General features: G+C 72.8%; 15 protein-coding genes. 7 read left to right on the top strand and 8 right to left on the bottom strand.

Annotated features, from left to right (window positions below; translation table 11 throughout):
* Positions 1-6 precede the first annotated feature (6 nt).
* Positions 7-396, bottom strand: a complete 390-nt coding sequence (locus tag ACFZCD_RS16435) for a DUF485 domain-containing protein (RefSeq protein ID WP_391831226.1) — start codon at positions 394-396, stop codon at positions 7-9.
* Between the two features lie 227 nt (positions 397-623).
* Between ACFZCD_RS16435 and ACFZCD_RS16430 the strand changes: the two genes are divergently transcribed.
* Positions 624-758 carry a hypothetical protein gene (locus tag ACFZCD_RS16430; RefSeq protein WP_391831224.1) on the top strand — a complete coding sequence of 45 codons (135 nt, stop codon included), beginning with the start codon at positions 624-626 and terminating at the stop codon, positions 756-758.
* Positions 759-963: 205 nt separating this feature from the next.
* Complete coding sequence (locus ACFZCD_RS16425; protein ID WP_391831222.1) at positions 964-2,502, top strand: S8 family serine peptidase; 1,539 nt, start codon at positions 964-966, stop codon at positions 2,500-2,502.
* Here the strand turns inward: ACFZCD_RS16425 and ACFZCD_RS16420 are convergent.
* Complete coding sequence (locus tag ACFZCD_RS16420; RefSeq protein ID WP_391831221.1) at positions 2,457-3,197, bottom strand: lysoplasmalogenase; 741 nt, start codon at positions 3,195-3,197, stop codon at positions 2,457-2,459. The two genes, ACFZCD_RS16425 and ACFZCD_RS16420, sit on opposite strands and share 46 nt — an antisense overlap.
* Positions 3,194-4,090, bottom strand: a complete 897-nt coding sequence (locus ACFZCD_RS16415; RefSeq protein ID WP_391831219.1) for a sterol desaturase family protein — start codon at positions 4,088-4,090, stop codon at positions 3,194-3,196. The genes ACFZCD_RS16420 and ACFZCD_RS16415 overlap by 4 nt, the downstream gene beginning before the upstream one ends.
* A 379-nt stretch (positions 4,091-4,469) precedes the next feature.
* Between ACFZCD_RS16415 and ACFZCD_RS16410 the strand changes: the two genes are divergently transcribed.
* Genes ACFZCD_RS16410 through ACFZCD_RS16395 form a run of 4 tightly spaced genes read left to right on the top strand, consistent with a single transcriptional unit; the run spans position 4,470 to position 8,906 of the window.
* Positions 4,470-5,465, top strand: coding sequence for a DEDDh family exonuclease (locus ACFZCD_RS16410; protein ID WP_391831217.1), 996 nt, complete (start codon positions 4,470-4,472; stop codon positions 5,463-5,465).
* Between the two features lie 60 nt (positions 5,466-5,525).
* A complete protein-coding gene (locus ACFZCD_RS16405; RefSeq protein ID WP_391831215.1) occupies positions 5,526-6,338 on the top strand; it encodes an SURF1 family protein in 813 nt (270 codons plus the stop codon).
* A gap of 29 nt (positions 6,339-6,367) precedes the next feature.
* Entirely contained in the window at positions 6,368-8,146 is a 1,779-nt protein-coding gene (locus ACFZCD_RS16400) for a glycoside hydrolase family 15 protein (protein WP_391831213.1), read from the top strand.
* Positions 8,147-8,150: 4 nt separating this feature from the next.
* Positions 8,151-8,906, top strand: a complete 756-nt coding sequence (locus ACFZCD_RS16395; RefSeq protein WP_391831211.1) for an SDR family oxidoreductase — start codon at positions 8,151-8,153, stop codon at positions 8,904-8,906.
* Between the two features lie 34 nt (positions 8,907-8,940).
* Here the strand turns inward: ACFZCD_RS16395 and amaP are convergent, their stop codons facing one another.
* From amaP to ACFZCD_RS16370, 5 genes are read right to left on the bottom strand one after another with little or no spacing between them, the layout of a single operon-like run.
* On the bottom strand, positions 8,941-9,537 hold the full coding sequence (amaP, locus tag ACFZCD_RS16390; RefSeq protein WP_391831209.1) for an alkaline shock response membrane anchor protein AmaP: 597 nt from the start codon (positions 9,535-9,537) through the stop codon (positions 8,941-8,943).
* A gap of 24 nt (positions 9,538-9,561) precedes the next feature.
* The gene (locus ACFZCD_RS16385) at positions 9,562-10,125 is read right to left on the bottom strand and encodes a DUF6286 domain-containing protein (protein WP_391831207.1); all 564 of its coding nucleotides are present in this window, start codon (positions 10,123-10,125) and stop codon (positions 9,562-9,564) included.
* Positions 10,122-10,475, bottom strand: coding sequence for an Asp23/Gls24 family envelope stress response protein (locus tag ACFZCD_RS16380; protein WP_391831205.1), 354 nt, complete (start codon positions 10,473-10,475; stop codon positions 10,122-10,124). Before ACFZCD_RS16380 ends, ACFZCD_RS16385 begins: the two co-directional genes overlap by 4 nt.
* A complete protein-coding gene (locus ACFZCD_RS16375; RefSeq protein ID WP_391831203.1) occupies positions 10,472-10,663 on the bottom strand; it encodes a hypothetical protein in 192 nt (63 codons plus the stop codon). Before ACFZCD_RS16375 ends, ACFZCD_RS16380 begins: the two co-directional genes overlap by 4 nt.
* Positions 10,664-10,691: 28 nt before the next feature.
* Positions 10,692-11,120 carry an Asp23/Gls24 family envelope stress response protein gene (locus tag ACFZCD_RS16370; RefSeq protein ID WP_391831201.1) on the bottom strand — a complete coding sequence of 143 codons (429 nt, stop codon included), beginning with the start codon at positions 11,118-11,120 and terminating at the stop codon, positions 10,692-10,694.
* A gap of 286 nt (positions 11,121-11,406) precedes the next feature.
* Here ACFZCD_RS16370 and ACFZCD_RS16365 point away from each other — a divergent pair, with 286 nt between their 5' ends.
* Positions 11,407-12,207, top strand: a complete 801-nt coding sequence (locus ACFZCD_RS16365; protein ID WP_391831199.1) for a hypothetical protein — start codon at positions 11,407-11,409, stop codon at positions 12,205-12,207.
* The last annotated feature ends 44 nt before the right edge of the window (positions 12,208-12,251 follow it).

Genomic DNA, 12,251 nt, shown 5'->3' with positions numbered 1-12,251 from the left:
TGGCGGTCACTCCCCCGCTTCCAGGCGGGCCCGGAGGGCCTCGGCCTTCGGGTCGAGCTTCGCCGCCGCGTGCCGCGAGTACCACCAGGCGATCAGGAAGGTGGTGAGGAACTGGGCGAGACCGAAGACGAACGCCACGTTGATGTTGCCCAGGACCGTGCTGCCCATGAAGTCGCCCGCGTAGTTGGAGAGCAGGACGTACAGCAGGTACCAGGAGACGAAGGCGATGGTGAGCGGGAAGGCGAACGAGCGCTGTGCGCGGCGGAGTTCACCGAACTCCGCGCTCGACTGCACCGTGCTGAAACGATCGGCCGCAGCGGCGGGCGCTGCGGCCGTGGTGGTGTCCGGGCCGTCGGGCTCGTCCGGACCCTGAGTGGTGGTTGGTGCGGTGTCCACGGTCTCTCCTGACAAGGGGGTGCGAGGCGCGAGCCGATGGCTTGTGATCCGGATCACGCATCGTAGAGGCAGGTCGCAGTATGCGACAGGGGGGAAGGCCGGGAATTCGGCAGCAGCCGCCGGAGGGTGCGACACCGCCCGCCCGCGGCCTCGTTGACCCTGGTGTGAGCGATGCGTCTCCTCCTCCCCCGCCGTCCTCCGGTCGACGACCGTTCGGGATCGTCAGGTTGACGGCGCCCATAGCGGCGGTGACGACCGGCCGGTCCGTCCCCCTGCCGAGAGCCGGGCGCTGGTTCGGGCCCCGGGTGCCGCTGCCTCCGCTGAGCATCGACGCGCTGCGCGACGGCGGTCTCGCGCCCTGACGAGCCGTCTGCGGACGACCGTCTGCGGACGATCCCCTTCCGGAACTCCCCTCGCTCCGGGGTCATTTGTTGCCGGACCGTGGCCATCGGGGCGTTTGTTCCGGAATGCATTGCCCGGTGCCATGATCGGCGCTAGCTTCACTCGTCATGTACCCGCCCGCGCGCGGCCCGCGCTCCGGCGGTTTTCGGATGATGTGGAGACCCCATGGCTCATCTGCGTTCCAGACGCCACGCGCTGCTCGCCGTTCCCGTCGGCCTCGCCCTCACCGCCTCGCTCGGTCTCCTGCCGGGGGTCGCCGCCGCCGCGCCGCAGGCCGCGCCGGTGGCGCAGCAGGCCGCCACGGACGGCCCCCTGCTGTCGTACGTGGTGAACACCGCCACCGACCGCGCCACCGTCGCCAGGGTGAAGAAGGCCGTCACCGAGTCCGGCGGCAGCATCGTGACCGCCTACGCACAGATAGGCGTGATCGTCGCCCACTCCAAGAACCCGGACTTCGCCAAGGCGCTGCGCGCGGTCCCGGGCGTGCAGTCCGCGGGCGCGACCCGCACCCGGCCGATCGTCCCGGCCGCCACCACCGACGTCGGCAAGCCGGAGAAGGTCAAGCTGCCCAAGGGCGCCGCGGCGGCCCGTCAGCTCTCGGCCGGCGCCGAGCCGCTCGAAGGCCTGCAGTGGGACCTGCCGGCCATCAAGGCGGACCAGGCGGCGAAGGTCAACCCGGGCAGCCGCAAGGTCACCGTCGGCGTCATCGACACGGGCGTGGACGACACCCACCCGGACCTCGCCCCGAACTTCTCCCGCGCCCAGTCGGCGAGCTGCGTCAGCGGCAAGGCCGACACCGGCGCCGGCTCCTGGCGCCCGTACGACCCGGACAAGGACTACCACGGCACGCACGTGGCCGGCACGATAGCCGCGGCCCGCAACGGCGTCGGTGTCGCGGGCGTCGCGCCGAACGTCAAGGTCTCGGCCATCAAGGTCTCCAACAAGGAGAGCCTGTTCTACGCGGAGAGCGTGGTCTGCGCCTTCGTCTTCGCCGCCGAGCACGACATAGCGGTGACGAACAACAGCTACTTCGTCGACCCGTGGATGTTCAACTGCGCGGACGACCCCGACCAGCAGGCCATAGGCGAGTCGGTCCGGCGCGCGTCGAAGTACGCCCAGGACAAGGGCACGGTCAACGTCGCCTCGGCCGGCAACTCCAACTTCGACCTGGCCGGCAAGGAGATCACCGACACCTCCAGCCCGAACGACAAGGGCAGGCCGGCGCAGACCCGCAAGATCGACCCGTCCGTCTGCCTCGACGTCCCGGCCCAGCTGCCCGGCGTGGTCACCGTCTCCGCGACCGGCGTGAAGGGGCAGAAGTCGTACTACTCGAACTACGGCCTCGGCCAGATCGACGTGGCGGCCCCCGGCGGCGACAAGTACCAGGTCCCGGACCTGCCCGCGAAGGACGGCCGCATCCTCTCCACGCTGCCCGGCGGTGACTGGGGCTTCCTCCAGGGCACCTCGATGGCCGGTCCGCACGTGGCGGGCGTGGCGGCGCTGCTGAAGAGCGCGCACCCCAAGTCGTCCCCGCAGGAGATCCAGTGGCTCCTCAAGGCGCAGGCCGACAACCCCGGCTGCCCGTCGGCCCCGTACGACGGTGACGGCGACGGCAAGGTGGACGCCGTCTGCACCGGCACCAAGAACGTCAACGGCTTCTACGGCTTCGGCATCGTCGACGCCCTGGACGCGGTGCGGGGCTGACGTCCCCGCTCGGACACGGAGGGGCCGGGCCGCTGCCCGGCCCCTTCCGCCGTGCGCAGGAGCCCCTCGGCGAGGAGGGCCTGGGCGGCGATGTAGGTCAGCATGACCCAGAACTGGGCGGCGGGCGCCTGGGGCCAGCCGGCCACGCCGGTGGCGATCAGGGTGTCCGACACGACGAACAGCGCACCGCCCGCCGCGGCGAGGGGCCGGGTGCGGGTCGCGCTCAGCGCCATCGTGACGAGCAGCAGGCTGTAGAGCGCGACGGGCACCCGCAGGCCGGCCGGCAGGCCGGGCCACAGCAGCACGACGGTGACGAGCCAGGCAGCCCCGTAGCCGGCGGCCGCCCGGCGGGTGCGCGCGCCGCCGGGGGTGCCGTGCCGGAAGCACAGCGCGAGGTAGCAGACGTGCCCGGCGGCGAAGGACGCCATGCCGAGCAGGAACGGGAGGTCACCGCCGGCCTGCAGGAGCGTGTCCCCGCCCCATCCGAACAGCAGCGCCGCGACGAGCAGCCGCGGCCCGCCGCGGGCGAGGACGTACGCCGCCAGCAGGGGCATCAGCGCGGGCTTGGTGACGAGCGCGACGGCGGACCCCGCCAGGAGGGCGCCCAGGTGGGTGAGGGCGACGGCGCCGAAGAGGGCGGGGAAGGCCCGGGAGGAGGTGCCGAAGAGGGCCGGGAAGGGCCGGGAGGCGGTCACGCGGCGCGCTCGTGCGCGGGAACGGCTTCGGGAACCGGGGCGGGAGCCTCGTTCCGGGGCGCCGGCTGCCAGCCCGGTCCGCCGAACACCCGCCCCAGCCGCTCCCGCCAGTCGCGCGCCGCGCGCAGGTCGCGGGCGATCGCGGCGTACTCGTGGGTGGCGACGCGCAGCGGGTTGTACGTGTTGATGTTCTTCGTCAGCCCGTAGACGGGCCGTTCGCCCTCGGCGACGAACGACCCGAAGAGCCGGTCCCAGACGATCAGGATCCCGCCGTAGTTGCGGTCCAGGTAGCCGCCCTGGGAGGCGTGGTGGACGCGGTGGTGGGAGGCCGTGTTGAAGACGTACTCGATCGGCCGGGGCAGCTTTCCGACCCGCTCCGTGTGCACCCAGAACTGGTAGACCAGGTTGACCGACGAGCAGAAGGCCAGCGCGGCCGGATGCACGCCGGCGGCGATCATCGGCAGGTAGAACGGCCACACGGTGAGCGTGGTCCAGGGCTGGCGCAGGGCAGTGGTGAGGTTGAACTTCCGGCTGGAGTGGTGCACCACGTGGCAGGCCCACAGGATCCTGATGACGTGGTGCCCGCGGTGCGACCAGTAGTAGAAGAAGTCCTGCACGAGCAGCATCAGGGGGAGCGTCCACCACAGCACGGGGACGCGCAGCGGCGTGAGCTCGTAGAGGGCGGTGTAGACGGCGACGATCGGTATCTTCCACAGCGCGTCGAAGACGAGGCTGCCGGCGCCCATGCCGATACTCGTCGCCGCATCCTTGGCCTCGTAGCCCGCATCGCCCGTCTCCTCGGCGGGGCGCAGCCGGTAGCTCACCAACTCCAGTGCGGTGAGCAGGAGGAAGGCGGGTATGGACCACAGCACGACATCGGGAAGGTGCGGCATGGGCGCACGATAGGCACGTCATCAGGCGTGCCGCTAGGGGTAGTTACCCTTCGGTACCGAATTGTGTTACCTGGGGTTCGCGGAGAGGGAACGGGGTCGGTGGCAGGGGAAGCGGTTCTTGCCCGGGCGGCGGGGCGGTGGCGGGGTGCTGCGGCAACTGAGGCGACGAGCGGACCGGGTGAAGCGGGACCGGCACCGGTTGACGCTGCTGCCGGCGGCTTGTCCGGAACCTGCCCCCGGCCTCCCCCGACCGGCTCGCCGTCACCCCCCGGGCAGGCGCTCTCACCCGCGGCGCCGGGCTCTTCCCGCCCGGGCGCCTCGTCGCCTGCCGACCGCCCGGACCCCGCGCTGTCAGTCCACCCCCGTATTCTCTGTGACCATGCTCGAAGACCAGACCGCAGCCGATGACCCGACTCCGTGGCCGGCCGCGTACCCCGAGGGGTATGCGGTCGTCGACGTGGAGACCACCGGGCTCGCCCGGGACGACCGGATAGTGTCGGCGGCGGTCTACCAGCTGGATGCCCGCGGGCAGGTCGAAGACCACTGGTACACACTGGTCAACCCCGAGCGCGACCCCGGTCCCGTGTGGATCCACGGGCTCACCACTTCCGTGCTCTCCTCGGCCCCGCTCTTCCCCGAGGTCGCGGACGAGTTCGCGAAGCGCCTCGAAGGCCGGGTGCTGGTGGCGCACAATGCCGCCTTCGACTGGTCGATGATCGCCCGCGAGTACGCCCGTGCGCGGGCGGCCGCCCCCGTCCGGCAGCGGCTGTGCACCATCGCGCTCTCCAAGGAGCTGCAGCTGCCGCTGCCCAACCACAAGCTGGAGTCGCTCGCCGCGCACTACGGCGTGGTGCAGCAGCGCGCCCACCACGCGCTCGACGACGCCCGCGTGCTCGCCGAGGCCTTCCGGCCGAGCCTGCACCTCGCCGCCGAGGCCAATCTGCGGCTGCCGCTGCTCGCCTGCCAGCCCCTCACCGAGTGGTCCGACGGACCGGCAAACCCCCGCCCTGCCGGACATATCGGGCAGCAGCGCTCGTACGGCGCGTCCGGCTCCTGGCGGCCGAGCCGCAAGCGGCCGGCCTGCCCGTACCCCAACCCGGGGCGTTACAAAGAGGGCGAACAGCTCATTCAGGGCATGCGGGTCGCGTTCTCGGGCGACACCTCCATCGACCGCGAGCTGCTGGAGGACCGCGCCGTCGAAGCCGGGCTGCACGTCGCCACGAGCGTGTCGCGCCTCACCAGCGTGCTGGTCACCAACGACCCCGGCTCCCCCACGACCAAGACCACCAAGGCCCGCACCTTCGGCACCCCGGTGATCGACGAGGCGGCCTTCGTCCAGTTGCTCTCGCACGTCGTCCCCGCCCCCAAGGGCTGACGCCCGCCGGCGCGCCACCCGCTGCTCCCGGGGCGAACCGGGCCAGGTACCGTCAAATGCGTGTACCGCTTCCTGTTGTCCCGGCAGTGGGTGATCCTCACCCTCGTGGGGCTCGTCCTCATCCCGGTGATGATCAAACTGGGCTTCTGGCAGTTCCACCGCCACGAGCACCGGGTCGCGCGCAACGACTTCGTCGCCCGCAGCCTCGGCGCCGACCCCGTGCCGGTGACCGAGCTGTCCCGGCCCGGCAAGGACGTCTCCGACGACGTCTGGCGCCGGGTCACCGCGAGCGGCACCTTCGACACCAAGGACGAGGTCGTCGTCCGGCTGCGGACCGACGCCGACGGCAAGTCCGGCTACATGGTCCTCACCCCCCTCCTCCTGGCCGACGGGCGGGCCGTCCTCGTCAACCGCGGATGGATCCCCTCCACCGGCGACCTGACGAAGTTCCCCGAGGTCCCCGCCCCGCCCTCCGGCAAGATCACCGTCACCGGCCGGCTGCGCGCCGACGAGACCGACTCCAGCGGCATCAAGGACACCCGCGGCCTGCCGCCCCGTCAGGTCATGCGCATCAACAGCGAGCGCCAGGCGCAGTCCCTGCACCGCCCCGTCCTCGGCGGCTACATCGAGCTCACCGACCCGGATCCCGGCAGCAAGGGCCCCGAGCCCGTGGCCGCCCCCGACCACGACAGCATCGGCCCCCACATGGCCTACGCCGTCCAGTGGTGGCTCTTCGCCGCCTTCGTGCCCGTCGGCTGGATCATCCTCGTCCGCCGCGAGCGCCGCGACCGCGCCGCCGGAACCGCCCCCGGCACCCCCGGTGCCTCCGCCGCGCAGCCGGACGCGGTCCGTACGGCCGCTTCCCCCGAGTAGCCTCCCCGCCCGGCGGGAAGACGCTCCGCGTGGTAGCACGCATCGAGGACTACGCGCTCATCGGCGATCTCCAGACCGCCGCCCTGATCGGCCGTGACGGCTCGATCGACTGGCTCTGCCTGCCCCGCTTCGACTCCGCGGCCTGCTTCGCCGCCCTCCTGGGCGACGAGGACAACGGCCACTGGCGCCTCGCCCCGGCCGGCGCCGGCGACTGCACCCGCCGCGCCTACCTCCGGGACTCCCTCGTCCTGGAAAGCGTCTGGGAAACGGCCACCGGCACCGTCAAGGTCACCGACTTCATGCCCCAGCGCGACCGCGCCCCGGACGTCGTCCGCATCGTCGAGGGCGTCTCCGGGACCGTCGAGATGCTCGGCGTCCTCCGCCTGCGCTTCGACTACGGCAGCGTCGTCCCCTGGATACGGCGCTCCGACGGCCACCGCGTGGCCGTCGCCGGGCCCGACTCCGCCTGGCTGCGCAGCGAGCCCCCCGTCCGGACCTACGGCCGCGACCGCAGCACCCGCTCCGAGTTCACCGTCTCCGCCGGCGAGACCGTGGCCTTCGTCCTGACCTGGCACCCCTCCCACCACCCCCGTCCCGCCCTCGTCGACCCCCACGAGTCCCTGCGGCAGAGCCTGGAGGACTGGCGCGAGTGGGCCGGCCGCTGCACGTACGACGGCCCCCACCGCGAAGCCGTCGTCCGCTCCCTCATCACCCTCAAGGCCCTCACCTACGCCCCCACCGGCGGCATCGCCGCCGCCTGCACCACCTCCCTGCCCGAGGAGATCGGCGGCGTCCGCAACTGGGACTACCGCTACTGCTGGCTGCGCGACTCCACCCTGACCCTCGGCGCCCTCCTCTCCGCCGGCTACGGCGACGAGGCCGCCGCCTGGCGCGCCTGGCTCCTCCGCGCCGCCGCCGGCGACCCCGCCGACCTGCAGGTGATGTACGGCCTCGGCGGTGAGCGCCGGCTGCCCGAGTTCGAGCTCCCCTGGCTCCCCGGCTACGAGCGCTCCGCCCCCGTCCGTGTCGGCAACAGCGCCGTCCGGCAGCTCCAGCTCGACGTCTACGGCGAGGTCATGGACTCCCTCCACGTCGCCCGCCGGTGGGGGCTGCCCGCCAAGCCCCACGAGTGGGAGCTCCAGCGCTCCCTGATGGACTACCTCAGGGACCACTGGCACGAACCCGACGAAGGCATCTGGGAGATCCGCAGCCCCCGCCGTCACTTCGTCCACTCCAAGGTCATGGCCTGGGTCGCCGCCGACCGCGCCGTGCGCGCCCTGGAGGCCGACTCCCGCCTCGACGGCGACCTCGACGGCTGGCGCGCCATGCGCGACGAGGTCCACCACGAGGTCTGCGAGAAGGGCTTCGACTCCGAACGCGGCACCTTCACCCAGTCCTACGGCTCCCGGGAGCTCGACGCCGCCACGCTCCTCATCCCCCGCGTCGGCTTCCTCCCGCCCGGTGACCCGCGGGTCACCGGCACCGTGGACGCGGTCCGCCGCGAACTCGCCCACGACGGCCTCCTCCGCCGCTACACCGCCGACAGCAAGCCCCTCGACGGCCTCCCCGGCACCGAGGGCGCCTTCCTGGCCTGCTCCTTCTGGCTCGCCGACGCCCTCCACAGGACCGGCCGCCGCGACGAGGCGCGCGACCTCTTCGAGCGTCTCCTCTCCCTCCGCAACGACGTCGGTCTGCTCGCCGAGGAGTACGACCCCGGTGCCCTGCGCCACCTGGGCAACTACCCCCAGGCGTTCAGCCACGTCGGCCTGGTCAACACCGCCTTCACCCTCTTCTCTCCGCGAGACTGAACCCATGGATCTCGGACTGAAGGACCGCGCGTACGTCCTGACCGGAGCCACCAGAGGGCTGGGTCACGCCACGGCGCAACAGCTCATCGCCGACGGTGCGAAGGTGGTGATCACCGGCCGCACGGAGCAGTCCGCCACGGCAGCGGCAGCGAAACTCGGCCCCCTGGCCTTCGGCGTGGCAGCCGACAACGCCGACCCCACCACCCCGCGCCGGGTGATCGAAGCGGCCAGGAACCACGCCGGCCGCTTCGACGGCATCCTCATCAGCGTGGGCGGCCCGCCCGCGGGCACGGCCGCGGACGTCAGCGACGACCAGTGGCAGCGGGCCTTCGAGACCGTCTTCCTCGGGGCGATCCACCTGGCCCGTACGGCAGCGGCGGAGCTCACCGAGGGCGGCGTGATCGGCTTCGTGCTCTCGGCGTCGGTCCACGAGCCGATCCCCGGGCTCACCGTCTCCAACGCCCTGCGGCCGGGCCTGGCGGGCTTCGCGAAATCCCTCTCGGCCGAACTGGGCCCGCGGGGCATCCGTGTCGTCGGCCTCCTCCCGCACCGCATCGACACGGACCGGGTCAGAGAGCTGGACGCCCTCTCGGACGACCCGCAGAAGACCCGGCTGCACCACGCGGCACGCATCCCCCTGCGCCGCTACGGCACCCCGGCGGAGTTCGGCAAGGCGGCGGCCTTCCTCCTCTCCCCCGCGGCCTCCTACCTCACCGGCCTGATGCTGCCGGTGGACGGCGGCGCGCGCCACGGCTTCTGACGCCCGGCCGTCGGCCCACCCGCTCGGCGGCCCGTCAGCCCACCCGCTCGGCCGGGTGCCGCACCGCCCGCACCCGTACCTCCACCGGCAACCGCGCCACCCCCGCCGAGGTCCGCGCATGCTCCAGCGCCTCCCGGTCCAGCCGCGACAGCGCCACCGCCGGCGACGCGTGCGGCGCCAGCGTCAGCCCCACCCACGCCTCCGGTGCCGTCCGCCGCCCCAGCAGCGCGACCAGCGCCCGCTCGACCCCGTCCAGCATCTCCGCCTCGGCGCTCACCGCGTCTTCCAGCGCTCTCCCCCGCAGTACCGCCTCCTCGCCGTCCCCGCAGTCCACGACGAGCTCCCGCAGCCGGCGCCGCCGCACCTGCGCCAGCAGCCACCACAGCGCCAGCAGCACCACGACGCCGAGCCCGGCGATCACCGCGGGCCACCACCAGCCCTGGTCGCGCCACTTCGTCTGACCGGCCCGGCTCAGCAGCACGTCGTGCGGCCCGTCGAACGGCCAGGCGGACGGCAGGCCGAACCCCCACCGCCGCTGGAGATCGAGCGCCCCGACGAGCACGGCCGCGCCCGCCCCGGCGAGCACCACCCCGGCCAGCCCCACCAGCACCCGGTTGACACCCCTCAGCACCACACACCCCTCACCGCGGCACCCTCACCGCTTCACCGGCCGGCTGACCCGCACCGACACCCCCGGCTCGTGCGCGAGCCCCAGCTTCCGCACCGCGTCGGCCGTCACGGACTCCACATCGGCCCGCACGTCGTCGAGGTCCCGGAAGTGGGACCGCGCCCGCACGGTCACGCGCCGCCGCCTCACCCCGACCCGTACGGACTGCACGCCGGCCACCTCCATGGCCCGGTCCCGCAGCACGAGCGCCGCGGCCCGCCGGTCGATCCCGGCCCGCAGGTCGGCCCGGTCGCGCCGCATGGGCAGCACGCCGCGCATGCCGGGCGTCAGAGCGAGCAGGAGCAGCCACAGCCCGGCCACGACGGCGACGGCGGCGCCCCCGATCACCCACCCGTCCCCCAGGGGCCGGGTGGCGAGCTCGTGGGCGAGGCGCCGCCGCCACTCCATGGCGGGCCGGTGCACCCGGACGGCGACGACGTCGTACAGGAGCAGACCGGCCGCCCCCAGCACCACGGCCGCCACCAGGAAGGCGGGCACCCGCCGCACGGCCCAGAAGCGCCGCGCACCTCCAGGAACCCCGCCCCCGCTCACCGCACCCGCCCCGACGCCCCCATGTGCACGGAGTGCAGCCGCTCCACGACGACGGCCACTTCGGGCACCTCCATTCCCGCAAGGGTGTTCACCCGTTCGGTGATCCGGCGCCGCACCGCACCGCACAGCGCCCCGATGTCCGAGGGGTAGCCGAGCTCGACGGCGACCCGGACCCGGGCCACGTCGCCGCGCACGGTGACGTCGGCGTACGGCGGACCGGCTTCCGTGGCGCCGGAGGCGCCCCGCCCCGCGGCCCCGTCCAGCGCCTCCCGCGCCGCCCGCGAGGCGATCTTCGCGACGACGCGGTCGGCGATGCGGGTCGCACCGCGTTCAGCAGCCGGAAGCGTCACCGCCGCCGCCCCTCACGGTCCCGCGTCCGGAAGAACTCCCCCGGATCCAGGTCCCCGTCGAGGAAACGGCCCACCACGAACCCGAGCGCGCCCAGGGCGGCCACGAGCAGAAACGCCCCGAAGCCGCCGAAGTACCCGGCGAACCCGAGCGCCATACCGGCGATTATTCCGACCACGGCCATGCTCATCGCGAGCTCCTCACCTGAAGCCTCGGCTCTACTGGAGCCTCGGCTCCGGCTCGTCCTCTTCCTCGTCGGGCAGCTTCACGTCGGTCACGGCGATGTTGACCTCGACGACCTCCAGACCGGTCATCCGCTCCACCGACGCGATGACGTTCTCCCGCACGGCCCGGGCCACGTCGGTGATCGCCACCCCGTAGTCGACGACGATCTCCAGGTCGAGGGCCGTCTGGACCTCGCCGACCTCGGCCTTCACGCCGCGGGAGACGGATTTGCTGCCTCCCGGGACCCGGTCCCGGACGGCTCCGAAGGTGCGGGAGAAGCCGCTGCCCATCGCGTGGACACCGACGACGTCGCGGGCCGCGAGGCCGGCGATCTTCTCCACGACCCCGTCGGCGATCGTGGTGCGGCCACGGTCGCCCGGGGCGGTCGGAGCGCTCTCACTGCTGTACACGGTTTCGCTCATCGTCCATTCCCCTCTTCCAGGGCTGCGGGCTATGGGCTCCCTTTGCCACCTTAGGTGCGCATTCCCCGGAGCGCTCGGGGGATCCCGGGGAAACGGCCACGGCGAGCAGCCGCCGGAGTGAGCCGCCGGTGCGCAACGCGCCGGACGGCGCGCGAGCCGCGTGCGCGGCATCGACGCAGGTCAGGGCCCGGCCACAGCTCACGGAATGTCATGACCACAGCGATAGAATCCCCGCCTGGACGATCAAGCGGGCGGGGCGGCGGCACGCCCCGGGAAGGGGCACGGCATGGCGGAGGACGCGACGACCTCGGCGGACGGGGGCTGCGTAGCGGCCCTCTTCACGAGCGCCGGGACCGCGGCCCACTGGCTCGGCTTCGGCCGGGAAGTCCTCGCGGAGTACGACACCCCGTCCCTCCGCTTCCTCCAGGGGTTCCGGGCCTTCCTCGGCACGGTGGCGACGTTCGCCCTCATCTGGACGTACGGCGTGGACGGCGGCTGGAGCTCCGTCCTCGAGGACGGGCTGACCAAGCTGTTCCTGGCACCGCTGGTGCTCATCGTCGCCGGGCCCCTCGTCATCACCGGCTTCGTCTTCTACGCGCCGAAGGAGACCCGCCCGTGGCTGCGCGGGCAGCTGAGGTTCCCGCTGATGACCGTGGGTGCGTACCTGGGCGTACCGCTCGTCGTCCTGAGCGTGACCGCCGGGACGTGGTGGCTGATCTACAACTACATATCCGAGTGGAAGTTCGGGCTGATCGTCGGACCGCTGATCTCCCTGTTCCTGTGCTTCTGGCTGATCGCCGGCCTCGTCTGGCTGGCCGTCTTCCTCTTCCTGGCCTCCGGCGTCGTCGCCCGTACCGCCTTCAACACGGGCGTCGTGCACCCCATGCTGCCCGCCGTCTTCACCACGCTCGTCGTCTGGACGCTCAACCTCGTCTCCCTGGGCGACGGCCTGCCCAACGGCCCCCTGTACGTGAAGATCGCCGCGTTCCTCGGCGGGCCCCTCTCCGTCACCGCCCTCTCCGCCTGGGAGCTGTACGTCCTGCGCAGCCGTTACGGCGTCCGCATCCGCGGGGCGGTCCACGCATAAGCCCCGCGTAAGCCCCGGATAAGCTTCCGCGGCAATTTTCACCG

Source organism: Streptomyces sp. NPDC008001 (genome assembly GCF_042958085.1).
Taxonomy (GTDB): Bacteria; Actinomycetota; Actinomycetes; order Streptomycetales; family Streptomycetaceae; genus Streptomyces.
This window is presented reverse-complemented; position numbering and strand designations above follow the sequence as displayed.

Bases quoted from the DNA above. Each gene is read 5' to 3' on its own strand.
- ACFZCD_RS16415 (WP_391831219.1), bottom strand. From the start codon at position 4,090: ATGCCGCACCTTCCCGATGTCGTGCTGTGGTCCATACCCGCCTTCCTC.
- ACFZCD_RS16370 (WP_391831201.1), bottom strand. From the start codon at position 11,120: ATGAGCGAAACCGTGTACAGCAGTGAGAGCGCTCCGACCGCCCCGGGC.
- ACFZCD_RS16410 (WP_391831217.1), top strand. From the start codon at position 4,470: ATGCTCGAAGACCAGACCGCAGCCGATGACCCGACTCCGTGGCCGGCC.
- ACFZCD_RS16395 (WP_391831211.1), top strand. From the start codon at position 8,151: ATGGATCTCGGACTGAAGGACCGCGCGTACGTCCTGACCGGAGCCACC.
- ACFZCD_RS16375 (WP_391831203.1), bottom strand. From the start codon at position 10,663: ATGAGCATGGCCGTGGTCGGAATAATCGCCGGTATGGCGCTCGGGTTC.
- ACFZCD_RS16365 (WP_391831199.1), top strand. From the start codon at position 11,407: ATGGCGGAGGACGCGACGACCTCGGCGGACGGGGGCTGCGTAGCGGCC.
- ACFZCD_RS16425 (WP_391831222.1), top strand. From the start codon at position 964: ATGGCTCATCTGCGTTCCAGACGCCACGCGCTGCTCGCCGTTCCCGTC.